The sequence below is a fragment of the Microcystis sp. CS-574 genome (assembly GCF_028329095.1).
Classification (GTDB): Bacteria; Cyanobacteriota; Cyanobacteriia; order Cyanobacteriales; family Microcystaceae; genus Microcystis; species Microcystis ichthyoblabe_A.
This window is the reverse complement of record NZ_JAQMSY010000065.1, coordinates 1-23,143: the sequence shown is the minus strand read 5'-3', so window position 1 is coordinate 23,143 and position 23,143 is coordinate 1. Positions and strand designations below refer to the sequence as shown.

At 43.7% G+C, this 23,143-nt stretch carries 21 protein-coding genes and 1 pseudogene; 10 read left to right on the top strand and 12 right to left on the bottom strand.

From position 1 onward, the window contains the following. Positions 1 to 27: 27 nt before the first annotated feature. Both PN470_RS04355 and PN470_RS04350 read right to left on the bottom strand, forming a co-directional pair. Positions 28 to 810, bottom strand: a complete 783-nt coding sequence (locus PN470_RS04355; protein ID WP_272103810.1) for a transporter substrate-binding domain-containing protein — start codon at positions 808 to 810, stop codon at positions 28 to 30. Then, positions 807 to 887, bottom strand: coding sequence for a hypothetical protein (locus tag PN470_RS04350; RefSeq protein WP_223210873.1), 81 nt, complete (start codon positions 885 to 887; stop codon positions 807 to 809). The genes PN470_RS04355 and PN470_RS04350 overlap by 4 nt, the downstream gene beginning before the upstream one ends. Before the next feature lie 345 nt (positions 888 to 1,232). On the opposite strand from PN470_RS04350, the gene PN470_RS04345 reads away from it, so the two are divergent. After that, entirely contained in the window at positions 1,233 to 4,160 is a 2,928-nt protein-coding gene (locus PN470_RS04345; RefSeq protein ID WP_271936438.1) for a DEAD/DEAH box helicase, read from the top strand. A 14-nt stretch (positions 4,161 to 4,174) separates the two neighbouring features. Here the strand turns inward: PN470_RS04345 and PN470_RS04340 are convergent, their stop codons facing one another. After that, positions 4,175 to 5,128, bottom strand: a complete 954-nt coding sequence (locus tag PN470_RS04340; RefSeq protein WP_272103808.1) for a tetratricopeptide repeat protein — start codon at positions 5,126 to 5,128, stop codon at positions 4,175 to 4,177. Positions 5,129 to 5,425: 297 nt separating this feature from the next. Between PN470_RS04340 and PN470_RS04335 the strand changes: the two genes are divergently transcribed. Then, positions 5,426 to 5,935 (top strand): YceD family protein, encoded by a 510-nt coding sequence (locus PN470_RS04335; RefSeq protein WP_002737400.1) that lies wholly within the window; start codon positions 5,426 to 5,428, stop codon positions 5,933 to 5,935. A gap of 62 nt (positions 5,936 to 5,997) precedes the next feature. Here the strand turns inward: PN470_RS04335 and PN470_RS04330 are convergent, their stop codons facing one another. Together PN470_RS04330 and PN470_RS04325 are read right to left on the bottom strand one after the other, a co-directional pair. Further along, a complete protein-coding gene (locus PN470_RS04330; RefSeq protein WP_103112147.1) occupies positions 5,998 to 6,960 on the bottom strand; it encodes a glycosyltransferase family 9 protein in 963 nt (320 codons plus the stop codon). A 308-nt stretch (positions 6,961 to 7,268) separates the two neighbouring features. After that, entirely contained in the window at positions 7,269 to 7,871 is a 603-nt protein-coding gene (locus PN470_RS04325; protein WP_103112146.1) for a M23 family metallopeptidase, read from the bottom strand. Between the two features lie 180 nt (positions 7,872 to 8,051). Between PN470_RS04325 and serS the strand changes: the two genes are divergently transcribed. Continuing rightward, positions 8,052 to 9,335, top strand: a complete 1,284-nt coding sequence (serS, locus tag PN470_RS04320; RefSeq protein ID WP_002792682.1) for a serine--tRNA ligase — start codon at positions 8,052 to 8,054, stop codon at positions 9,333 to 9,335. A 55-nt stretch (positions 9,336 to 9,390) separates the two neighbouring features. Here the strand turns inward: serS and PN470_RS04315 are convergent, their stop codons facing one another. Further along, positions 9,391 to 10,551, bottom strand: coding sequence for a 2,3-diketo-5-methylthiopentyl-1-phosphate enolase (locus PN470_RS04315; protein ID WP_016515776.1), 1,161 nt, complete (start codon positions 10,549 to 10,551; stop codon positions 9,391 to 9,393). 245 nt (positions 10,552 to 10,796) lie between these two features. On the opposite strand from PN470_RS04315, the gene PN470_RS04310 reads away from it, so the two are divergent. The 3 genes from PN470_RS04310 to PN470_RS04300 all read left to right on the top strand — a co-directional run bounded on the left by PN470_RS04310 (position 10,797) and on the right by PN470_RS04300 (position 14,607). Then, positions 10,797 to 11,915: a peptidylprolyl isomerase gene (locus PN470_RS04310; protein ID WP_002735469.1), complete on the top strand. Its 1,119-nt coding sequence runs from the start codon at positions 10,797 to 10,799 to the stop codon at positions 11,913 to 11,915. Positions 11,916 to 12,455: 540 nt separating this feature from the next. Next, positions 12,456 to 14,048, top strand: a complete 1,593-nt coding sequence (locus tag PN470_RS04305) for an ArnT family glycosyltransferase (protein ID WP_002755571.1) — start codon at positions 12,456 to 12,458, stop codon at positions 14,046 to 14,048. Between the two features lie 94 nt (positions 14,049 to 14,142). After that, positions 14,143 to 14,607 carry a DNA phosphorothioation-associated protein 4 gene (locus tag PN470_RS04300; RefSeq protein WP_002755569.1) on the top strand — a complete coding sequence of 155 codons (465 nt, stop codon included), beginning with the start codon at positions 14,143 to 14,145 and terminating at the stop codon, positions 14,605 to 14,607. A 331-nt stretch (positions 14,608 to 14,938) separates the two neighbouring features. On the opposite strand, the gene PN470_RS04295 is transcribed toward PN470_RS04300, so the two are convergent. The 3 genes from PN470_RS04295 to PN470_RS04285 form a co-directional block, all read right to left on the bottom strand. Next, positions 14,939 to 15,376 (bottom strand): DUF29 domain-containing protein, encoded by a 438-nt coding sequence (locus tag PN470_RS04295; RefSeq protein WP_002736768.1) that lies wholly within the window; start codon positions 15,374 to 15,376, stop codon positions 14,939 to 14,941. 251 nt (positions 15,377 to 15,627) lie between these two features. Continuing rightward, on the bottom strand, positions 15,628 to 15,894 hold the full coding sequence (locus tag PN470_RS04290) for a choice-of-anchor I domain-containing protein (protein WP_002776097.1): 267 nt from the start codon (positions 15,892 to 15,894) through the stop codon (positions 15,628 to 15,630). Between the two features lie 17 nt (positions 15,895 to 15,911). Further along, positions 15,912 to 16,379, bottom strand: a complete 468-nt coding sequence (locus PN470_RS04285) for a choice-of-anchor I domain-containing protein (protein ID WP_002737532.1) — start codon at positions 16,377 to 16,379, stop codon at positions 15,912 to 15,914. A 160-nt stretch (positions 16,380 to 16,539) separates the two neighbouring features. Between PN470_RS04285 and cysE the strand changes: the two genes are divergently transcribed. Then, positions 16,540 to 17,313 (top strand): serine O-acetyltransferase, encoded by a 774-nt coding sequence (gene cysE, locus PN470_RS04280; protein WP_130758063.1) that lies wholly within the window; start codon positions 16,540 to 16,542, stop codon positions 17,311 to 17,313. Positions 17,314 to 17,410: 97 nt separating this feature from the next. Continuing rightward, positions 17,411 to 20,284: an excinuclease ABC subunit UvrA gene (gene uvrA, locus PN470_RS04275; protein ID WP_271936418.1), complete on the top strand. Its 2,874-nt coding sequence runs from the start codon at positions 17,411 to 17,413 to the stop codon at positions 20,282 to 20,284. Positions 20,285 to 20,382: 98 nt separating this feature from the next. Here the strand turns inward: uvrA and PN470_RS04270 are convergent, their stop codons facing one another. Both PN470_RS04270 and PN470_RS04265 read right to left on the bottom strand, forming a co-directional pair. Beyond that, positions 20,383 to 21,159: a class I SAM-dependent methyltransferase gene (locus tag PN470_RS04270; RefSeq protein WP_271936416.1), complete on the bottom strand. Its 777-nt coding sequence runs from the start codon at positions 21,157 to 21,159 to the stop codon at positions 20,383 to 20,385. Continuing rightward, complete coding sequence (locus PN470_RS04265) at positions 21,152 to 21,409, bottom strand: hypothetical protein (protein ID WP_271936414.1); 258 nt, start codon at positions 21,407 to 21,409, stop codon at positions 21,152 to 21,154. Before PN470_RS04265 ends, PN470_RS04270 begins: the two co-directional genes overlap by 8 nt. Before the next feature lie 275 nt (positions 21,410 to 21,684). Here PN470_RS04265 and PN470_RS04260 point away from each other — a divergent pair, with 275 nt between their 5' ends. Beyond that, positions 21,685 to 21,981: a hypothetical protein gene (locus PN470_RS04260; RefSeq protein ID WP_002754297.1), complete on the top strand. Its 297-nt coding sequence runs from the start codon at positions 21,685 to 21,687 to the stop codon at positions 21,979 to 21,981. 6 nt (positions 21,982 to 21,987) lie between these two features. Then, positions 21,988 to 22,392 carry a type II toxin-antitoxin system VapC family toxin gene (locus PN470_RS04255; protein ID WP_016515662.1) on the top strand — a complete coding sequence of 135 codons (405 nt, stop codon included), beginning with the start codon at positions 21,988 to 21,990 and terminating at the stop codon, positions 22,390 to 22,392. Between the two features lie 402 nt (positions 22,393 to 22,794). On the opposite strand, the pseudogene PN470_RS04250 reads toward PN470_RS04255, so the two are convergent. Beyond that, positions 22,795 to 23,143: pseudogene (locus PN470_RS04250) on the bottom strand (IS4 family transposase); the annotation flags it as partial.

Sequence of the window (23,143 nt, the reverse complement as noted above, 5' to 3'; positions counted from 1 at the left end):
TCTCCCCACACCCCACACCCCATCACCCTATCTCCCCATTTCCCGAATTCTCAGGGGTAAGCCCCAATAGTTCACCCGTTCTGCTAACCAGCCGGTGGATTCTAGCCGCTCGATCGCTTGATTGACGCGTTCTCGGAGACTTTGGTACTGTAAACCTTTAGGGAGAACGACTCCCAGAGCGATCGCCCCTAACTCGATCGGTAATTGACGATAATTGGGGAATTGCTGCACCCAACCAGTTAAAAGGCTATTATCAGCCGCAAAAGCGTCTATTTCCCCGGTTTCCAGTAAATTTAAAGCTTCTTGATAGGAAGCAACCCCGCGCAGGATAGCGTTAGGCAAATTGGAACGCACAAGGGCGATTGTCGTCGATCCGTTGAGTACGGCGATTCTAGAGTTAGCTAAGTCTTCTAAACGCTGCAATTGCGGGTTTTTCGTCACAAAACCGCTGCTATCGAGGTAATAAAAGGGGCTAAAATCCACTAAGCGCTGACGTGCAGGAGTAATCGCCACCCGAGCGATCGCCAAATCCACCCGATCATCAATAACCACCTGTAAACGTTCTTGATTACTAACGGGTTTGAGAATAATAGCACTGTCAGAACCGAGAATTTCTGACGCTAGACGTTTAGCGATGTCGATTTCCAATCCTTGCAGATTCCCCTGAGAATCAAGGAAAGCGAGGGGAGGGAGATTATTTTTGACAGCGACAATTAATTTTCCCCGGCGTATAATTGTATCGAGATCGGCACTAAAACTTGGGGCTACACCTAAGAGCAAAAAACCAAGAATAAATAACAAATTTTTCATACTGTTTTACCTAAACTAACTCGATTTCTACCTTGATTTTTAGCGGCGAACATGGCATGATCAGCCCGCTCGATCACCGCCTCTAGATTATTATCTTTAGGGCTAAATGTTGCGAAACCGAGATCAAAGCAAAACTACTGCCAAAAAGAAAATCTAGTCTCAAAAATAAATGCAGGTAAAAATAATTGCCCAAATAGCCTAAAATAATTGATATAACCAACAGGGGCAATGATTTGTTACCCAATCTGGGCAGGTGCTTTAATGCCATGGCGAGCTAGTGGTGATAGAAAAAAAGTCATTCATTATAACCATTGTAAAGGTCAATCCGCCTCTAGTTTCTAGAAGTCTGCTTTTTTCGACTAGAATAAAAAAAGCCAGCCAGAATAGCCGCAATTAAAAAAATTTCTCCTCTTAGACTTGACGTGAAAGAGTCCCTCAACCCTACTTCTTTGGATCTCAAAACCATTTTTCCCTTTAAACTCGACGACTTCCAGCACTCGGCGATCGCTGCTCTCGCTGCCGGTAAATCAGTGGTTGTCTGTGCTCCCACCGGTTCCGGCAAAACCTTAATCGGAGAATACGCCATCTATCGCGCCCTAGAAAGGGGCAAACGGGTTTTCTACACCACTCCCCTGAAAGCTCTTTCTAACCAAAAATTCCGGGATTTTCAAGAAAAATTCGGTCGTACCCCCACCGATGGCGATGAGGATTCCCCGCTGCTCTTTGCGGAAGTGGGATTGATTACCGGCGATGTGGTGATTAATCCCTCCGCGTTAATTGTAGTCATGACTACAGAAATTTTTCGCAATATGCTCTATCAAACCCCAATCGGTGAGGTAGGCACTTCCCTAGAAAACGTGGAAACCCTAGTTCTCGATGAATGTCACTATATCAGCGATCGAGGTCGCGGCACCGTTTGGGAAGAATCAATTATCTACTGTCCCCCTAGTATCCAATTAGTAGCCCTCTCCGCCACCATCGGCAACCCCGGGGAACTCACCGACTGGATTAACTGGGTGCGGCAACTGCGTCAACCCAGCGACAATAAACAGACCTCCAGCTGCGAGCTAATTAACTCCGATTTTCGCCCCGTCCCCCTGCGCTTTTATTTCGCCAATAAAGAGGGATTATTCCCGCTGCTCGACCCAAAACAGAGCAAAGTTAACCCGAAACTACACTCAAAAGTCGGCCACGGCAAACCCCGACGCTTAAAACGAGAAGATTGTCCCACCATCGCCTCGATTGTCACCACGCTGCGGGACAAGGATATGCTCCCAGCCATTTACGTCATTTTCAGCCGTAAAGGTTGCGATCAGGCGATTCGAGAGCTAAAAAACCTCAATCTCGTTAATCAAGAAGAATCTAGAGCCATTTACTACCGTTTACTCATTTTCTTTCTGGAAGATAATCCCAATCTGCAAGAACTCGCCCTTTCCTTCTTTGCCGTCGAAAATCCGCCTTTACACCAGAAATTACTGGCTTTTTTCGCTAATAACCCCCAGTCTGAAGATCAACTCCTCAGCCTCTTAACCGCCGACCCCGAGACGAAAAACCAACTGTTTGAATTCCTGGCTAGTGCTTCCCAATTGGTGCGGGCCGACCAAGTGGAACCCCTCACCCGGGGCTGTGGTGTTCACCATGCCGGGATTTTACCCCTCTGGAAAGAGTTAGTTGAACAACTCTTTGAAGCCGGTTTAATTAAGGTGGTTTTTGCCACCGCTACCCTCTCAGCCGGGATTAATATGCCCGCTCGTACCACCGTTATCTCGGCCCTCTCCAAACGCACCGATGATGGCCACAGTATGCTGACTCCCTCGGAATTTGTCCAGATTGCCGGCCGGGCCGGTCGCCGGGGAATGGACGCGGTAGGCCATGTGGTGACAGTACAAACGCCCTTTGAAGGGGCAAAAGAAGCGGCTTTTCTGGCCATCGCTCAACCGGAACCCCTGCAAAGCTGTTTTGCGCCCAGTTACGGCATGGTCTTAAATCTCCTGCAAAAACACAGTCTAGAGGAGACCAAAGACCTCTTAGAGCGCAGTTTCGCCGAATATCTCGCTCGTTTGAAGTTAAGCCCCGAACGACAACAGATTACCGCCTTAACCACCGAATTAGCTAAGTTGGATATGGAATTAGCTGGTATCGAGCGGGAGCAGGTCTTTAGTTACGAAAAGCTACGGGAAAGACTGCGGGAAGAAGAAAGACTGTATAAAATCCTCGCTAGTCAGGCAGAGGCACAGAAAAGACAGGAAATACATCTAAAATTGCCGAATATTCCCGTCGGAACTATCCTCCATCTCAAGGGCAAACATATTAAGGTTCCCGTCCCCGTCCCCGCTATCTTTGTCAATACCCTGCACGGAGCCGGTCAAGTGCGAACTCTTGTTTGTTTAGGCAGTGATAATCGCTGGTATTTAGCCGCCTATGCCGATATTAGCGAGATCGATCGAGGTTTTCTCACTCCTGCGGCATTAGGCGAACTGATACCCCCTTCCCTAGAAGCTGTTTCCCTAGGGGGTTGGCGCAAGGGTGAGGAAAATACTCAGGCGATCGCCGATTTAATCCCCCAACAAGTGCAGGGCATCCCACCAGTGGCGGAACTGGCAACACAATCACAAAAAATTGAAATTGTCAATAGTCAAATTGCCGCTCATCCCCTGCAAAAACGCAAAAATCCAGGGCGATTGATGAAATTATACTACGATCGAGAGATTGCTCGCGATAAGTTACACAAGACCCAGATTAAATACCAAAAACAACAATCGCGTAAATCCTACTACTGGGAAGAATTTCTGAATCTAATCGAGATTTTGCGAGAATTCCAAGCTTTAGAGGGTTATTTGCCCACTCCCCTCGGAGAAGCGGCGGCCACTATTCGCGGGGAAAATGAACTCTGGTTAGGATTAGCGATGATGTCCGGAGATTTGGACAGATTGACTCCTAGCCAACTAGCCGCCGCCATCAGCGCTATGATTACGGAACCCCCTCGCCCCGATACTTGGTGCAATTACCCGCCTGTGCCAGAAGTTATCGATATTTTGCGACAAGGAGAGGGAAATTCCCCCGGTTTGCGAGAAGTTCGCCGTTTACTCTATCAAGCTCAATCTCGCTACGATATCACTATTCCCGTCTGGTTAGAAACCCAACTGATGGGGATTGCCTCCCGTTGGGCCCAAGGGACATCCTGGCCGGAATTGTGCGAAAATACCAGTCTCGATGAGGGAGATCTAGTGCGATTATTACGGCGCACCGTCGATGTTCTCTGGCAAATTCCCCAAATTCCCCGGGTTTCCCAAGTCCTTAAAGATAATGCCCGTCTCGCCGTCACAGCCATGAAGCGCTTTCCTTTGTAATATTGATCGCTATTCTAAACAATGGGAGATGGTAGGGAAAGTAACTGTTGGTGGATCTGCTCGATTAGGGCGAGGATTTGCTGATAATTGTGGTGCAATCCTTGATGATAGAGGTGATTTGCTCCTTGATTTAAATCCGCTAAAGCTGATTGATAATAACCCAATTGATGCCGCAGTAATCCCCTTCTAATATAAGCATCGGCATAAAAAGGATCAATGGCAATCGCTCGATTTAAATGGGCTATTGATCGGTCGTATTCACCTAATTGGTGAGCGGTACAAGCTAGATTATAGTAGGCTGAGGCGTTATTTTTATTTAACCGGAGAGCTTGATTAAAATCCGCTTTGGCTGAGGTAAAATTGTGGAGGGCTAAATGAGATAAACCTCGATCATTATAAATAGTGGCTAAAGTGTCGGGTTGCCAGTTAGTAATTTGACGCAAGGATTGATTAAAATCGGCTAGGGCAAGGGGATAATTTTTCATAGCCGACTGAACTAAACCCCGATTATAGTAGGCTTGATAATAGGTGGGTTTTAGCCGGATAGTCTGGTTATAATCGGTCAGCGCCTGTGGATAATCTCCCAAACGATAAAAAGCTAAACCCCGATGGAAATAGGCTAGATAATTATCGGATTGCTGTTGTAAAGAGCGGGTGCAGTCTTGCCAAGCGTGGAGATAATCCTGCAAATAAATCTGAGTTAAACAGCGATTACTGTAGGCTAGGGCCAAGTTATTTTCCCGTTCGAGGGACTGATTGAAATCCTGCAAAGCTTGCTGATAATTACCCGCCTCTAGTTGTTCAATTCCCGATCGCAACCAGTAGGATAAATGTACTGATTGAGCTGCTTTTCCCTGCCGAGGCAATCCCCCCAGCACAAGCGAGCAGAGCAGTGCAACCATAACCAATCCACCGAGGCGAGGAAGAAAATTTTTCAAAACCGTTGACATAGGAGTATCTTTGTGCATATACTCCCAATTCTGAGGAAACTTTCTCGATCGATCAACAGACAGCCTGTCAAATACAGTTATCAGTGATCAGTGATCAGTTATCAGTTATCAGATGTGAGTTTTCAGTTCACTGATTACTGTTCACTGTTCACTGAAAATACACCCCACACCCCACAGTCTAGAACCGGTCTATGTCTCTAGAGGTCGGGGCTGCGATAAGCTAATAAAGGAAAGATTGTCACCGAGCAATTATGGTGGCGTTACTCGCTAACGCAGTTGACACCCGATAACCGATAAATGATACAGGAGTTATCTATGGAAACTATTTTTATCCCCCACCTCCTCAAATCTCCTGATCGACAAAGAGTCATCATCATCGATAATTTTATCCCCGGTCTAGAAACCTTGACACCGGTGCGGGGGACCTTGCTGGTTAGACATGGGGGGAATTTTTTGGAAGTATCGGTGAAAGCAGAAACCATCGTCACCTTAACCTGCGATCGCTGTTTACAACAATATAATCATCGTCTGCAATTAAACACTTCCGAATTAATCTGGCTAGACAAAAATAAAGACTACGATAGCTCCTATCCTCTAGAGCGAGAAATAGCCTACGAAGACCTCTCGGAAACCCTCGATCCTAACGGGGATTTTGACCCGCAAATGTGGTTATACGAGCAGTTATGTCTAACTTTACCTCCCCGTCAACTCTGCGGAGCTAATTGTCAACCCCCCGATTTTCTCCTTCCAGAAAAGACTGCCATCGATGGTCGTTGGGCCTCCCTAGAATCCTTGAAAAGTCAGTTATCTCAATCGCAAAATTGAGCTTTGATGCTGATTTTTTTTCGGGTTTCGATCCCAGAGAAAAGCGATCAAAACCCGATTTTTTACTGGCCCCAAATCTTTTTCAGGACAGTTTCGGGGGTAATATCGGCGACTTTTCCCGTATTAGCCTCAATATATCGATGTAGCTCTCCCCCACTCGGTAAAACTCTCTTAGACAACGAAGGAACCAGCAGAGAGAGGGTATAGGTTCCCACGGCCACGGCTAACTGTAAAGGGACACTTTCGGTAGCTAATAATAAATTAGCACCGGCGATCATAGCCGCCATTTTACCGATATCGCCCGTTCTCGACACTTTTAAGTTATTATCCATGGCTTTGAGGGCTAAAACCCAAGCTTCATCCAATTCTCCCTGGATCGCGACAATTGGTAAATCCGGTTGTTGATGGCGAATGCCTTGGATAATTTCTAGCCAACTCTTCAGGGGATAAAGCGTTTCCAGTCCTTGGCTGATGCTCAGATCGCTACCGCCAGCGTAGAGGAGAATATAGCCGCTATCCTTGATATTGAGGCGTTGCTGCTCCATTTGGGCCCAATCGATATCATCGCGATTCAAGGTTAGTTTTAAAGGTGGACAGGGTGCGGCAATCTTTAACCCTTTGACCAGTGCGTGATAATTATCCGCTAGATAGCCTTCCGTTGGCTGGGGTACTTGTTGCGATAAGAACCAGCTGCCATTATTTTCATAGCCTATACGGTTGGGAACACCATTTAACCAGAGTAAAAGATTGATAGCAGGACGATTGGTGAGACTAATGGCGATTTCGTACTCCCGGTCCCGAATTACTCCCAAAATATTTAAATAATCCGCTAATCCGTACTGATCTCGATAGTCAAATAAAAGCACTTCCCTAACCTGGGGACAGAGACGATAGGCAGCCTTTGCCTTAGGTTCGACCAAAACATCGATGGTACCTTGGGGGTAAGTTTGCCGGAGGGTTTCTAGAGTGGGAAAAAACAGCAGTTGATTGCTAATTCCTCCCGGTACAAGGGTTAATATTCGCATTTTATCTGGATATACCTGAATCGATCAGCTTAATTTTAGCAGTGTCCCTCGTTATTCACTAAATCTGGGCAGCGATGTTTTTTCTCAACAGAATGCGATCGCAGATTCTCTAATTCCCCCTGACTTGAAAGAGGGTGTAGGGTGTGGGGTGTAGGGTGTAGGGTGTGGGGTGTAGGGAAGGAAAGCTCTTTCATCTGTGGGGGTGAAAATTTTTTCATCGGGACTGACTTGAAAGTGGGAAGTGGGAAGTGGGAAGTGGGTACTACTTTCATGCTTGACGCTGTAACTTGTTGCATCGGGACTTCCTCTTAACTATTACCCGAAGGATTAGAACCGTACATAGCATTTAAAACCAAAGCGGGGTCAACGTATTGATTGCCGTACATCAGTCCCCAGTGCAGGTGTGGTCCGGTGGTGCGTCCTGTCATTCCCACTCTAGCCATGCGGGCCCCTGCCGGTATATCCTGACCGAGAGTAAGGACGATTCCCCCTGACCTATCAATCAAAAAAGTACCGCGGCTATCGGATTGAACCGAACCCATGAGATGACAATAAATATGTGTCCATTGACCGGATTGCATCTTAATCATGGTGCCACAGCCTGTATTATCCGATAATTCGACGATTCTGCCGGTCCACCAATTGCGAATATAACTGCCCAAGGGTGCGGCCAGATCTAACCCGGCATGAAATTGTTGACTGCCATCCATGGGAGAGAAACGATAACCGAAACCGGAGGTGTAGGTTTGAAAGTTTTCCACGGGGAAGGAGGCCCCGGCCCAAGCATTTTGAGCTATGAGGGTGGGATTAGCTTTAACGGGGTGTAAACGGTCAAATCCTAGAGAAATTAACGTGACAAGACAGCTAATCGCTAAAAAACGCAGGAATTTAACAGGCAGATATTTGAGCATGAGACTTACTCCAGACACCACAATTAAATATACCGCTAATTTTACCGGCGGCTTTTAACCGATATTTTAGTTAAGTTTTGAGTTATTATTGAGCATTGGTTAGGGATTGACAACATTTCCCCTCGGGCTGCCGATTCTCCGACTCCCCCACTTAATTTTTACTTTTTACTGACTCGTACCATGTTAGACCTAAAGCAAATTAGAGAAAATCCAGAGGAAGTACAGAAACGCTTAGATAGTCGGGGAGGTAGTTATGATATTGCCCCTATTCTCCAGTTAAATCAACAACAGAAGGCTTTAGAGTTAGAACGCAGCAGTTTACAGGCCCGGGGTAACGAAATCGGTAAACTGGTAGGACAAAAAGTGAAAAGTGGCAGCGATGTCAACAGTCCCGAAATCTTGGCAATGAAAACAGAAGGAAACGAGATTAAAAGTAAACTAGCTCAATTAGAACCGCAGGAAAAAGAGATTAAAGCGGCCATTGACCAAAAAATCTTAGATTTACCCAATTTACCTAGTGAAACCACTCCCATCGGTAAGGATGAACGGGAAAATGTCGAAGTCAGACGCTGGGGAGAAGAATATAAACCCACCAACCCGAATATTTTGCCTCACTGGGAAATTGGGGAAAAATTGGGCATTTTAGACTTTGAACGGGCAGTAAAAATCGCCCAGAGTCGTTTTGTTAATCTTATCGCCCTCGGGGCAGCCCTAGAAAGAGCTTTAATTAATTTTATGCTCGATCGCCATATTGTCGCCGGTTATACAGAAGTTTTACCGCCAATTCTGATTAATAGTGACTCCCTGCGCGGGACGGGACAACTGCCGAAATTTGCGGAAGAAAGCTTTAAATGTCGAGATGATGAGCTTTGGTTAGCACCAACGGCAGAAGTACCCGTAACTAACCTTTATCGCGATGAAATCCTCTCATCGGAGCAATTACCGATAAAACACTGTGCCTATACCCCTTGTTTTCGTCGAGAAGCGGGCAGCTATGGCAAGGATACGAGGGGCTTGATCCGTTTGCATCAATTTAATAAGGTGGAAATGGTCAAAATCGTCCATCCTGACGCTTCTGCTCAGGAACATGAAAGTTTAGTCGCTAATGCAGAGGCAATCCTGCAAGCTTTACAGTTGCCCTATCGGGTGATTGAATTGTGTAGCGGTGACTTGGGTTTTTCGGCAGCCAAATGTTATGACTTAGAAGTGTGGCTACCTTCGGCTAATACCTATCGGGAAATTTCCAGTTGTTCTAATTTTAGAGACTTCCAGGCACGACGGGCAAATATTCGCTTTAAAGAAAAAGGGCAAAAAGGCACTAATTTTGTCCACACCCTCAACGGTTCGGGATTAGCGATCGGTCGTACTATGGCCGCTGTCCTAGAAAATTATCAACAGGCAGACGGGACGGTAAAAGTGCCAGAAGTGCTGCAACCCTATCTAAAACGGCAAGTTATTTGTTAAATTTTCTAAAAATGCTTGACAAAATACTTGTATAGTGCACTTGAAAGAATCTAGCTTAACCCCACTGTAGAATTGCCTGTTTTAAGGCTCCTTCGGGCAAATTGGCGGGATCAAAAGACTCACCCGCTTCTATTCTGGCTAAAGCTTCAAAAAAAGCCCTCACACCACTGGCTGGTCCCGATGGGTGGTCCATAATTCCGGTTCCCGCATTGAGGATAACATTACGTCCGTAATCCCCAAGGACCTGGGGAACAATACCGGGACGAATACCGGCCGATGGAACCGGAAAAACGTTTCTATCACGCAAAATATCGCGAATTTTGCCCTCCTCCTGGGGATCGAAGGGTAAACTACCGTAAGCGGCGGGATATAGCACCGCATCGGCTCCTGCGTGGGCCATCATCGTCCCCAAAACCACAGAATAGGCTAATCCCGTATCGCTACCGGCACACATCGCTCCAGCAAAGGCAGGATGGGCGAAAATGGGAACATCGATCGCCGGATCACTGGCTAAAGCTTCTAAAACGGAAAAACCGTAGGTAAGAACGTTTAATAACAGGGCATTGGCCCCATGTTTCACCAATAAACGGGCTTTTCTCTGCAATTCGTCCGCTTTTCCAGTGACATTGACCGCATAGAGAACATTTCTACCGGTTTGCTGCCGCACTTCCTCCAAAACCCGACGACAACAATCTAGGCGCTCGTGGGTGGGAGCCACGGGAAGATCCGCCATGATTTCATCATCTTTAATCACGTCTAAGCCAGCAAAAGCCACTTCTCGCAGGATATCGGCGTGATCTTGGGCCGATAGTCCTAAAGCGGGTTTAAAAATTGCCATAACTAGAGGTCGATCATAAACCCCCAAACGTTGCCTAATTCCGGTGATTCCTAACTTGGCTTTTGTGCCGTAGCTTTCGGGGAGATACACCCCCACCACTTTTCCTGCTCCAGCCATGGAATATTTGCCGAAAATCATGGTTAAAAGACTGGCGATGTCATTTTCAACGTTTATCTGGGGAAAACGCACCCTAGCCACCTTATAACCGTCTGCTTCCTCCCTGATCCCCACCACTTCCGCTAGGTGTTGTTGCAGCTGCTTTTGACGATGACTGTGGCGCTCGCTCCAAGTGCCGGCGGTTTGACCGATAGCGATCGTTTTTGCCTGTTTTTCGGCATTAATAGCGGGAGGAAAGCGATAATCGACAATTATAGTCATAAAAGGTAAAAAAAGGGAGTGGGAATTATAAATTATAAATTATGAATTGGGGAGGTGGGGAGGTGGGGAGGTGGGGAGGTGGGGAGCCTTTTTTCAGTAAACAGTAATGGGTGAACTGATAACTGATAACTGATAACTGATAACTGATAATGGCTTCGATCGGTTTTCTCAGCTATTGACAAGGGTTCCCCTAAAAGCCTACAAGTATTTTGGATAGGTATGGCCATTGAGGAACCGACCAAAATATGAAAATAAAGACAAGATTACGCGAATGGGGCAAATTTTTCTTAAAAAGCGGTGCTAGTATTGCCTTGGCACTACTTTTAATCTTAAGTCTGTTCACGGTTAAGGGGACTACTCCTGCTTTAGCTGTGCTTGCTCAGGGTGACGCGGTAACGGATCCCACTGCTATTTTACGCAATGCCTTACCCATAGATAATAAACCAATTCGTCAAGTGCAACAATCGATCGAAGATATTGCCAAACATCTGCGGGCCAAACGTTGGAGTCCGATTAAAAAAGATGTCAAGGATGCCAATTATGCCCTTTCTACCAAAAGCAAGGCTATCTTAGATAGTGTTCCCGAAGCAAGTAAAAGCCAAGGGGAGGAATTAATCGAAAAACTGAAAACGGGAGTGGCAGCCCTGGATACGGCCGTAGAAGCGAAGGATAAAGAGGCAGTTTGGTCAACCAGACGAGAATTGCTCAATAATATCACCGCTTTAGAAGAATTAATGGTGGTGGGTTTTCCCTTTAACGTTCCCCCGGAATACGCTAACTTGCCGCAATTGCGAGGACGTGCCACCGTAGAGATGCAGACCACCAAAGGAGATTTAACCATCGTTGTGGATGGTTACAGCGCTCCGATTAATGGGGGTAACTTTCTGGATTTAGTCCAACGGGGTTTTTATGACGGTTTACCCTTCATTCGCAGCGAAGATAATTTCGTTGTCCAAACCGGGGATCCCGTCGGTGCAGAAGAGGGATTTATTGACCCGAAAACTAAGCAATATCGCTCTATTCCCTTAGAAATTTTGATTAAAGGGGAAGAAGAGCCGGTTTATGGCAATACTCTCGAAGAATTAGGGATTTACTTACCCAGTCTCGCCTTGCCTTTTAACGCTTTTGGTGCCTTGGCCCTAGCGCGTCCGGATACCAATCCTAACGGAGGTTCCTCGCAATTCTTTTTCTTTAAATTCGATAATGAATTAACTCCTCCGGGGTTTAATCTCATGGATGGTCGTTATTCGGTTTTCGGCTATTTAGTCGAGGGAAAAGAGGTGTTAGAAGAACTTACCGATAAGGACAAGATTATCACCGCTAAAGTGGTTTATGGCTTAAATAATCTCGTCCAACCTAGCTAGGTTGGCGTTTTTAACTAGGTTTTGTCAAGGCAAAAAATTAGTCAACATAGGGGAAGCATCTCAGATTCTGGGCGCTTCCCCCGATACTACTAGGATCGTTTCATTCTCTCATCGGAATAAATATCTGAAAGTTTTTCAAAACGTCGTGCTTTGTAGGTTGATTCATAAATCAACCTACTATGAATCAACCCTTGATAAGGGGGGTACCTGACAACTTTTAACACCTACCTACTTAAGATTATTAATTCCGCAATCTATCGCCCTGATTATTATTGCTTTGATAGGGGCAAAAGTTATTTAATTAACATCAGTTTTATCTAAGTTCCCCTTTCCCTTAATCCTCGTTCATATCCCCAATCAGCAACGCCTAGGGAGAGTTTGCCGATAGCCAAGGGCTAAGAGATGACAGAGTTGGTGATATAGTAACTAAAGATCACATTTAAATCTAACCTTGCCATAGATGCACAAATCTCGAATCTGGCAACCCCAAAAATCTCCCGTCTCTAACATCAGTTTTAGCGATGAAATGAGGTAAGAATTTTGACCAAAATACTTAGCGATCGCATTGCCGTTTATCTGCTCATCGGTGGACTCCTGTTTAGAATCATCATCGCCCTGGGGCTTTATCCGGGGTACGATGAGGCCTATTATTACGTTTACAGCCATAATCTGGATTGGAGTTATTTCGATCATCCGCCAATAGTAGCGATTTCCACGGGTTTTGGGACTTGGATCACGGGATTAGTCAATCAATTTACCATTCGCTTCGGGACTCTCCTTTTCTATACTGGCAGCCTCTGCTTGCTATATCTGACAGCTTTAAAATTGTTCAGTCTGCCGGTCGCCAGAATGACTTTAGCGATCGCCACTCTCATCCCCATCTATGGGATTGTCTTCGGGATTCTCTCGCAGCCAGATAGTCCTTTAATCTTTTTTTGGTCATTAACAGTCTATTTAGCTGCCCAAGAATTCTGGCCAATTCGGGAAAAAAACTATCATCCTAGCTATCGTCTCGCTTATATTGGACTTGCCGTAGGATTGGCGGTTTTAAGTAAATATCACGGCTTTATTTTGGGCTTTGGTTTAGTTTTATTTTGTCTGACCACTCCCCGCTATTGGCCTGTATTTAGATCCCCTTGGTTGGGATTAGGATTTATTCTTTTTTTGATAACTTTATTGCCGATTATCTACTGGAATATTAACCATGATTGGATTTCCTTTCGCTTTCATTTAGAAGACCGTTTTTCTGGAGAACCCAAAACCTTTAATATTCTTGGTATTCTCTCGGTTATTGGCATTAGTATCGCCACGATGTTTCCTCCTTTTGGTCTGCCGATGTGGTGGGTGACATTTAAAAGCTTTGCTGAACAAATTCCTAACTTTCTCTCGAAAAAAAGATTTTTTCAGCGAGATGAAGAATCACTAAAAAAATGGTTAATTCTCTCGGTTTCTCTGCCTTTAATCCTGGGAATGCTTTATGTGGGTGCTTCCCATTATCTCGCCCCTAGTTGGATTTTACCCGGGTTCTGGTCCTGCACAATTTTATTAGGAGAAAAGGCCAATACTTGGCAGCAATCTTCTCGAATCTGGGTAAAAAGATGGTTATGGGGATCGGGAATTTTTATCGTTACTGTTTTATCTATAGCAATGCTTCACGTTACTTTTGGCACTTTCCAAAAACCTAGTCAATACGCAATTTTTGGGGGAATTATTGCCCCAGAACAGGACCCTTCTCGGGAAATTGTCGATATCGATCAACTGCGCCAAGGCTTTGCTAATTCGCCCGAATTATTAGCGCTCTTAAAAGATTCTAGCTTCGTTTTTACCCATAATTTTTATGTGACAGCATGGCTAGATATGGCTCTTTATCCCCTAGTTCCTATTCCCGTCACCTGTTTTAACAACGATCAAAGGGGTTATCAAATTTGGTTTAATCCTCAAGAATGGATCGGTAAAAATGGTTTATTAATTACTACAAATAGTTCTCTAGAAAGACCAGAAATAATCGATCGCTACCGTCCCTATTTCCAAGATATAACTAAAGTAGCTGTCATTCCGATCAAGCGCGGTGGTGTCGCCATCGAACAATTTCATGTTTACCAAGCTAAAGGACTAATTAAAACTTATCCTTAAAATGGATCAATTAGTTCATCAATACTCCTGATTTCTATCTTCTGAATTGTGTAAACTTTTTAACTTTTAACTTTTTACTTTTTACTTGGTAAATATGTCCATTCATCGAGTGCGTATTGCTAGAGATAAAGGGGAATTTGTCCAGTCCTTAGTTAATTTTAATCAGGGAATTGGTCCTTTTCAGACCTATGCTGATGTCATCGCTTTTGCGGCGGCTTTAGGGGTAAGATATCAAGAGAGGCTGGCGATAGAAAATGTAGCGAAGGAACCCTCACCTATTAACCTAGAAATTTTTATTTCTCGTGGCTACGATACCCTAATCAAATTATTGGCAGTCAATGAATTGCAAGACACAAAAATTCTTTCTCCCCACGGGGTAGATTCGGAAGCTTTGCGAGTGACAATTTTCGAGGAATATGCCAACGCTGGTTTAGCAAGATTAGAACGAGAATTGCGCGGTGCGGTGGATTATACTGAAAGATTATTGTTAATTATCAGTCAGGAACGTTTTCGAGAAATTACTGCCACAACGGAATTCGATTTAGGCAGATTTTTGTAGTAGAAATCTTAGTTAAGTACCTAAGTAAAATTAATTACACATCTCGCTAACTCTCCTGACTCCTGACTCCTAACCCCACCAATAAACTTTTTCAGCAGACCCTACTTAGGGTTTGCTGAATAAATCTAAAAACCTTGTTGGGTAAGACTTTTAGACTTTTTGTCAATCAAAAAGTACCGGGCATGGGAGTGATCAGGGGGAAAATTCCTGGACTTTTTCCCTGAAAATTAGGTAATTGGCCCCCTCAAAACCGGTAAAACCCCACACCCCACACCCCACACCCCACACCCTGCCCCCAGGAAAAACTTTTTCAGCAGACCCTAATTAAGAACTATTTTTCCGCTGGGGGAAACCAATTATCATCTAATGTTTGTTCGAGGGATATATGAGCGTCTGAATTAAGGGAAAAAAGCTGAGAAACCGATTTAATCGCCACTGGATAAACTTTATCATACATGGCTGCTAATTCTGGCCGTAAGCTGGGACTATCTTCTAAACGCTGCTGAATTTGGGCGCGAAAATTGACTATTGCTGCCGCCCAATGATTACCTGACCGTTTTTTTTCTTCTTGCCAATAAGCCAGCTTTAAAAGATGTTCGATAAGACGGGTTAACAGACTCATTAAAGCTCGTCTATCACTTTTCCCCATACTCTCGATTTCTTCAATTAAATTATCCCAATCCACTTGCTCAAAATTGCGCTCTTGTAAATGTTTTACCGTCTCTTTTAGCCATTGATTATAATCAGTTTCGTAGGCAGTTGACGACATAATTTAACTCTCCATAGAAAATTACTTAAATGGCTTTCTATCTAGGGCTGGCTGAATATATCTAAACACCTTTTTGGCTAAGACTTTTAGACTTTTTTTCTCAAAAAGTATATCAGATCTGGGAGTGATCGGGGGGAAAATTAAGGTACTTTTTCCCTGAAAATTAGCTAATTGACCCCGGCGGTTCGACAGGCTCACCGCTGAAGCCCACACCCCACCCCCCACGAAAAACTTTTTGCCGCAAACCCTAATTAGCAATACCCTCTTTTTTTCAAACTATAACCAGCTAATCCGATGGTTAGCAATCCTAAAACTGCGCTAGGTTCGGGTACGGGTTCAACGGAATAAATCGCCAGATTACGACTCACTTCATTGGCCACAATTAACAGGGGAGTACCATTGGGACTATCGGCAGCGGGAATAAATAATAATCCTTCGGGAGAGATAGCGCCTAATTGCCAATCGTTGATATAATCTACAAAGAAAGGATGACTAGGGTTGGTGATATCATAAACCATGAAACCGCCAGCCCTTTCTATTCCCACAAAAGTATAGGGACGATATTATTTTCCTGTAGAGACACCCATGCAGTGGTTCCATTGTCGGAAACGGTGATGTATTCTGGTTCCACATCTTGGGAAACCGTTTGACCGGGGAAAATACGAACTCCCTGACTTCTTAAAGTGTTCTCTTGACCATTAAAACCGGTAAAGGTGGCAGTGTTGACCGTGGCATTGAGAACACTGATGCTAAGGTCAATAATACTAACGGAACTATTGGGATTGATCCCTCCTTTCGCTTCCCCTTCATTAGCGACCAAAACCCGATTACCGTCAGGAGTGAAGGTTAACATATCTGGTAAAGTGCCCACAGTCACCTGACTCTCAAAGACACCATTAGTATTGAAAAAAACCACACTGCCCTTATTGGTAATCTGACTAGCTTCCATGGCCACGATACCATTTTTGATGGCAACGCTGTTAACCCCTTTTTTCAGTCCCAAGTTAAAGAAGGAAGATTAAACAAGAGAGAAATTAAGAATATCTTCAAAATTTGGACAAGGGCAGTACAAGCGAACTAAGAAAACGGGTTATTCGATCGCTTTTTAGTTGAACGGCTCATTTACCGGAGTGATAACATGGATTAGTATAAGCTCGATCAATATGGAATCAAGACTCGTGTTATCTATTCTCCTAGCCGATTTCAAGATCATTTTTGAACGTGACCCCGCTGCCCGCAACTGGTTAGAGGTACTATTTTGTTATCCTGGATTACAGGCTTTACTGTGCCATCGCTTCGCCCATTGGCTATATCACATCGGGATTCCCTTTATTCCCCGTTTAATTTCCCATCTTGCCCGTTTTCTGACTGGTATTGAAATTCACCCCGGCGCCCAAATTGGTCAGGGTGTTTTTATCGACCATGGCATGGGAGTGGTCATCGGAGAAACCGCCATTGTCGGTGATTATGCCCTCATCTATCAAGGAGTTACTTTAGGAGGGACGGGGAAAGAAAGCGGTAAACGTCACCCGACTCTAGGGGAAAATGTGGTCGTCGGCGCTGGGGCTAAGGTTTTAGGTAATATTTATCTGGGTAATAACGTTCGCGTCGGCGCTGGTTCTGTGGTTCTGCGGGATATTCCCGCCGATTGTACCGTTGTTGGTGTACCCGGTCGTTTAATCTATCGCGCTGGGACGCGGGTGGAACCCCTCGAACACGGTGATTTACTCGACTCGGAAGCGGTGGCTATTCGCGCTTTGGTGGACCGTATTGAACAACTGGAAAAACAAGTGTACGAATTGCGCCTAGAACGGTCAAAAGAACCAGATTATCGGATTAATTGCCCAGTTTTAGCCCATTTAGAAGAAGAAGCGAGTCCTAGCTGTGGTCCTGGGGCCGATCGAGATCTGCGCGAGTTTCTCGAAAGAGCGGTTTAACCCCGATAATCTTCTGATATGATAGAAGACTGGTTTTTTAGTAGCTGAAACCCATTCGTCAAGGCTATGATTGTTTAGGACTACTTGGCACCGTCCGATGGCTCAAACTGACTCAATCCGTATTCGTGGCGCCCGACAACACAATCTCAAAAATGTTGATCTCGAATTACCCCGCAATCAGTTGATTGTTTTTACGGGAGTTTCGGGATCGGGCAAATCTTCCCTCGCTTTCGACACTATTTTTGCCGAGGGACAGCGCCGCTATGTGGAATCCCTCAGCGCCTACGCGCGTCAATTTTTGGGACAATTGGATAAACCCGATGTGGATGCGATCGAGGGTTTAAGTCCGGCTATTTCCATTGACCAAAAATCCACTTCCCACAATCCCCGTTCTAGTGTGGGAACTGTAACGGAAATTTACGATTACTTGCGTTTATTGTTCGGTCGTGCCGGTGAACCCCATTGTCCCCATTGCGATCGCAATATTGCCCCCCAAACCATCGATCAAATGTGCGATCGAGTGATGGAATTAGCCGATAAAACCCGATTTCAAATCTTAGCTCCAGTAATTCGCGGCAAAAAAGGCACCCATAAGCAATTAATCTCTAGTTTGGCCTCCCAAGGCTTTGCCCGGGTGCGGATTGACGGCAAGGTAGTAGAATTATCCGAGGGCATCGAGTTAGATAAAAAACATCTTCATGATATCGAAATTGTTATAGATCGCCTGATCAAAAAAGAGGGTTTACAGGAAAGATTAGTGGATTCTTTAACCACTTGTTTAAAGCACTCCGACGGTGTAGCGATTGTGGAAATTCTCGATGAGAATAACGAAAATAATCCCGAAGTTACCAAAGAAATTGTCTTTTCCGAGAAATTTGCCTGTCCCGAACACGGGGCAGTTATGGAGGAATTATCCCCCCGTTTATTCTCTTTTAATTCTCCCTATGGTGCTTGTCCCAACTGTCACGGATTGGGCAGTTTACGGAAATTTTCGGCAGATTTAGTCATTCCAGACCCAAAACAGCCGGTTTATTCTGCTATTGCCCCCTGGTCAGATAAAGATAATTCCTACTATCTTTCTCTCCTCTACGGTTTAGGGCAAGCTTTAGGTTTTGAAATTCAAACTCCTTGGCGGAAACTAACAAAAACCCAGCAAGATATCATTCTCTATGGGAGTAAAGAACCGATCTATTTTGAAGATGATTACCGTTACGATACTGGTCGCGGTTACTATCGAGAATTTGCCGGAGTTATCAATATCTTAGATAGAAATTATCAAGAAACCACCTCGGAAGTTATTAAACAAAGACTAGAAAAATATATTGTTAACCAAACCTGTGAAGTTTGTCACGGAAAAAGATTAAAACCAGAAGCTTTATCGGTACGTTTGGGAGAATATACGGTCACGGATTTTACCGGAGTTACCATTCGGGATTGTTTGCAGAGAATTAATGATTGTCATTTAACCCCAAGACAAGCATTAATTGGAGAATTAGCCCTCAAAGAAATCAAAGCGAGACTACAATTTTTAATCGATGTGGGATTAGATTATCTTACCCTCGATCGACCGGCGATGACTTTATCCGGGGGAGAATCCCAACGAATTCGATTAGCCACTCAAATCGGTTCGGGATTAACAGGAGTATTATACGTTCTCGATGAACCTAGCATCGGATTACACCAAAGAGATAATAGTAAACTGTTAGAAACCCTGCAAAGATTGCGAGATTTAGGTAATACTTTAATTGTCGTCGAACACGATGAAGAAACGATTCGGGCAGCTGATTATGTGGTCGATATCGGTCCGAAAGCGGGGATTCATGGCGGAGAAATCATCTGTCAAGGCAGTTTTAAAACCCTTTTAAAGTCCAAAAAATCGATAACAGGAGCCTACCTATCGGGACGCAAAGTTATTGAAACTCCCCCCCAAAGAAGAGTGGGAAATGGTAACGCTTTAGTTTTAAAAAATTGCCATCAGAATAACCTAAGAAATATTGATGTAACGATTCCTTTAGGAAAATTAGTCTCGATTACAGGAGTATCTGGTTCAGGCAAATCCACCCTAATTAATGAGTTATTATATCCAGCTTTACAACATCATTTAACCCGTTTAACTCCCTTCCCCAAAGAATTAGATAAAGTGGAAGGATTGGACGCGGTTGATAAAGTAATTGTCATTGACCAATCACCAATAGGACGCACCCCTCGGTCTAATCCTGCCACCTATACGGGGGTTTTTGACATTATTCGCGAGATTTTCACCGAAACCATCGAAGCAAAAGCTAGGGGTTACAAAGCGGGGCAGTTTTCTTTTAATGTTAAGGGAGGACGCTGTGAAGCTTGTTTAGGCCAAGGGGTAAACGTCATCGAGATGAATTTTCTCCCCGATGTCTATGTGCAGTGTGATGTGTGTAAAGGGGCGCGTTATAATCGGGAAACCCTACAGGTTAAGTATAAAGGTTATTCGATCGCCGATGTCTTAGATATGACGATCGAGGAAGCATTAAAAGTCTTTGAAAATGTCCCCCGGGCCACCACCAGATTACAAACTCTCGTGGATGTGGGTTTAGGATACTGTAAACTTGGCCAAAGCGCTCCCACTTTATCCGGTGGGGAAGCACAAAGGGTAAAATTAGCGGCCGAATTATCCCGACGGGCCACCGGAAAAACCCTATATTTGATTGATGAACCGACTACGGGTTTATCTTTTTATGATGTGCATCATCTCTTAGATGTGTTACAAAGATTAGTCGATAAAGGTAATTCGATTATCGTCATCGAACATAATCTCGACGTGATTCGCTGTAGCGATTGGATTATTGATTTGGGACCGGAAGGAGGGGATAAGGGAGGAGAATTAATCGCGGTGGGAACACCGGAAACCGTGGCTAAATGTGAAAGATCCTACACTGGTCATTATCTTGCCCAAGCATTACTTCAATATCCCCCAAAAAAGCGGGATAATAAGTAATGGGACAAAATTAACTTCTTGGTTAGGATAGGCAAGAGGCAAGAGGCAAGAGGCAAGAGGTAGTTAGATATGTATAATTAATTGTGTCTAGCTACTTATTAGGGAAGAACACAGAGATAATAAAGCCAATGATCAAGATTAGTATTTAACTCTTGTTCGCTGTTAATTTCCTGACCGGTTTTCCAAGAATAAATTTTAATCTCTTGAAAGTAAGACCCTAACTGTCTTAATTGTTCTTTGGGAGTGGCGTAATAATTTTGCAGACGAAAATTATGGGGTTCATCCCGAATAATTGCATAGTCAGCAGTCAATAACTGTTCGTAGCTAAGAGAGGGATTACAGACCCGCAAAATCACCCAGATGACTAAATTGACATAGCTACTAAAAGGATTGAAACTAATCTTTTTTTTCCAATCGAATTCTGGGATAATTCCCTGAAGATTATGACTAGAAAAACAAAAATAACCGCCCGCTTTACCGATGCGGCTAATTTCCTCTAAAACTAGAAAACGGTCAGCAGGGGAAATATAATCAATGCCATTAAAACTAAAGAGAATAAAATCAAAATAATTATCCGCAAATTGTTCTAGATTTCTAGCATCGGCCACTTGCCAGACTAAATGGGGGAATTTTTGACGACAAGCGGCGATCATTTCCGCAGAATAATCAACACCGATATATTCTCCCACAAGAGGGGCAAAATAGTTCGTAGTCCGTCCCGCACCTACCCCTAAATCAAGCATTTTCATCGTTGATAAACGCTCTTGCAGCAGGGTTAAAATTGTCTTTTCTGCCGGCTGTAGTGCGGTTAATTGGGCATAATAACCGACAATACTAGGGTCTCTATAGGTTTGCTGATTTTTGTCCTTAATCATTCTCGATCGCTCTTTCCTCATAATCTGGCTGTTTTTCTCTTACTAATAATTCACCTTCCCAACCGCCAATTACTTCTTCAAAAAAGCCTTCTTGCCATTGGCTAAATGTAGTTTTTTCTTCTTGTTCTTTTAGAGATATTGGCTGATAAACTAAGGTAACTTCTAAATCTGTGTTTTTAAGTTCATGCGGTAAAGATATTTGTAATGTTCCATCTTCTCCTACATGGGTTTTAAAACTAATTGTTTTCATGGTTTCGGCTCAGGTTACTACTATCTTATGATAGTGTAATATGTCCTCGCCTGACAAGGTGCGTCTCCTGCGGTCTTTTAACCATAAAGACATCTTCACCCCAAACAGGTTCGACATCGCAGAAATCACCATCCGATGAGAATGGTGATACATCCCACCCAAGACACCGTTACAGGGATCTATTCGAGATCGAACTCACGATGTTGCATAACCACGAGAAACTTGATATATTGGCAGTTGATAAATATTATTGAAAATTTACTGGAGACATAAATATGTTATCAACTGATGTTAGACAAAAATCAATGATTAAGAGAATTGAGCAAGTTGTTTCTATTTTAATGGAAGACCGCCCTTTCTTTAAAGAGGAACTTAATTATTCAGAAATAGTGAAACATTTGGTTGAATTATTTGAAAAAAATTTACCTTTTGATGAATTTAACACTATGTCAGAGGCGGAATTGAAAGAGCATTGTAGCTTTATTATGTCCACAGAAATCCTGTCAAAAATTGGCGGCGATTTTACTCCTGAACAAATGGCTATTTTCGATGAAGCAATTAAGCGTAAATAGATAATTATGAGTTATTTGTTAGATACTAATATCGTCTCTTTGATCATTAAGCGTAATCTTGAAATTTATCAAAAAATTGAAGATGTCAAAGCTCAAAGAAAAAGTATCTTTATCAGTTGCATTACTTATTTTGAAATTAAGAGGGGATTTTTGGCAGTTGCTGCACCTAAACAAAGAGAAAGATTTAACCAACTTTGTCAGGATTATCAAATTATTTTATTAGATGATTTAGCTATTTTAGAAAAAGCAGCCGAAATTCATGCTCATCTTAGATTAAGAGGATTACCCATACAAACAGAAGATATTTTAATTGCTGCTACTGCTATAGTTAAAAGTTTAATTGTTGTTTCTAATGACAGTGATTTATTGAGGGTTGAAGGATTAAGTTTAGAGAATTGGGTAGAGTTATAAATTGAACACAATCTTTAAGTCATCCGACATATTTTAACAGCTTGAGTCAGTAAAGGGGTGCGTTACACTATGTTAACGCACCCTACGAGATCGGCGATCGCACTTCTAGGCAGCGAGTCGCAGGTTCGAGTCCTGCCGCACCCGCTTCTGAATTGTCGTTTAACTGAGATATTGTAAGTGATCAGAACAAATATAAAGATAAGGAGTCCATATATAGTGCGCCTAATTGATTTGTGAACGGGTAGGCTCTAGAAGTCAAGTGTAGCAAGACGGCAAACGGAGGGTTTTTACATTTCATTTAGGTGCGCTATATCATGGCAACAACGAAAGAAAATTACTATTTTCTTCATAACTTACTAGCAGCAGGAAAGTGGGAGGAAGCCTGAGAGGGGGACAAGCGAGCTAGAAGGTAGATAGGGCAAGCGATATCGCTCTTTGTCCTTTGATGTAATCCTTCAACCGATAGCGGCTAATTTGCCTTAGCTCTTCTATATTTTTTTGGAACATTTGATGTAGCTGGAGCCAATAATAGAGATGTTGACCCACATAAAAACTGCTGTGTCTGCGTTGACCTTTATATCTTTTTTCAGGTCTTGTGACATATTTTTGGATTCCCATATCCTTAATTTTTTTACCTTGCATTGTGGCACTTGTATAGGCGATAGCTATAACAATTATCAGCTTTGATAGGTATTTCGGTGCTAATTGAGAACCTTCTAAGCTATAGCCTCCCGACTTAAAATCTCGAAAC

What these genes read in the sequence shown, in the direction of transcription:
- PN470_RS04310 (WP_002735469.1), top strand. Translation starts at nt 10,797, where the DNA reads ATGAAAATAAAGACAAGATTACGCGAATGGGGCAAATTTTTCTTAAAA.
- PN470_RS04295 (WP_002736768.1), bottom strand. Translation starts at nt 15,376, where the DNA reads ATGTCGTCAACTGCCTACGAAACTGATTATAATCAATGGCTAAAAGAG.
- PN470_RS04340 (WP_272103808.1), bottom strand. Translation starts at nt 5,128, where the DNA reads ATGCACAAAGATACTCCTATGTCAACGGTTTTGAAAAATTTTCTTCCT.
- PN470_RS04355 (WP_272103810.1), bottom strand. Translation starts at nt 810, where the DNA reads ATGAAAAATTTGTTATTTATTCTTGGTTTTTTGCTCTTAGGTGTAGCC.
- PN470_RS04260 (WP_002754297.1), top strand. Translation starts at nt 21,685, where the DNA reads ATGTTATCAACTGATGTTAGACAAAAATCAATGATTAAGAGAATTGAG.
- PN470_RS04255 (WP_016515662.1), top strand. Translation starts at nt 21,988, where the DNA reads ATGAGTTATTTGTTAGATACTAATATCGTCTCTTTGATCATTAAGCGT.
- PN470_RS04290 (WP_002776097.1), bottom strand. Translation starts at nt 15,894, where the DNA reads ATGGTTTATGATATCACCAACCCTAGTCATCCTTTCTTTGTAGATTAT.
- uvrA (WP_271936418.1), top strand. Translation starts at nt 17,411, where the DNA reads ATGGCTCAAACTGACTCAATCCGTATTCGTGGCGCCCGACAACACAAT.
- PN470_RS04270 (WP_271936416.1), bottom strand. Translation starts at nt 21,159, where the DNA reads ATGATTAAGGACAAAAATCAGCAAACCTATAGAGACCCTAGTATTGTC.
- PN470_RS04265 (WP_271936414.1), bottom strand. Translation starts at nt 21,409, where the DNA reads ATGAAAACAATTAGTTTTAAAACCCATGTAGGAGAAGATGGAACATTA.
- PN470_RS04330 (WP_103112147.1), bottom strand. Translation starts at nt 6,960, where the DNA reads ATGCGAATATTAACCCTTGTACCGGGAGGAATTAGCAATCAACTGCTG.
- PN470_RS04325 (WP_103112146.1), bottom strand. Translation starts at nt 7,871, where the DNA reads ATGCTCAAATATCTGCCTGTTAAATTCCTGCGTTTTTTAGCGATTAGC.
- cysE (WP_130758063.1), top strand. Translation starts at nt 16,540, where the DNA reads ATGGAATCAAGACTCGTGTTATCTATTCTCCTAGCCGATTTCAAGATC.
- PN470_RS04335 (WP_002737400.1), top strand. Translation starts at nt 5,426, where the DNA reads ATGGAAACTATTTTTATCCCCCACCTCCTCAAATCTCCTGATCGACAA.
- PN470_RS04300 (WP_002755569.1), top strand. Translation starts at nt 14,143, where the DNA reads ATGTCCATTCATCGAGTGCGTATTGCTAGAGATAAAGGGGAATTTGTC.
- serS (WP_002792682.1), top strand. Translation starts at nt 8,052, where the DNA reads ATGTTAGACCTAAAGCAAATTAGAGAAAATCCAGAGGAAGTACAGAAA.
- PN470_RS04315 (WP_016515776.1), bottom strand. Translation starts at nt 10,551, where the DNA reads ATGACTATAATTGTCGATTATCGCTTTCCTCCCGCTATTAATGCCGAA.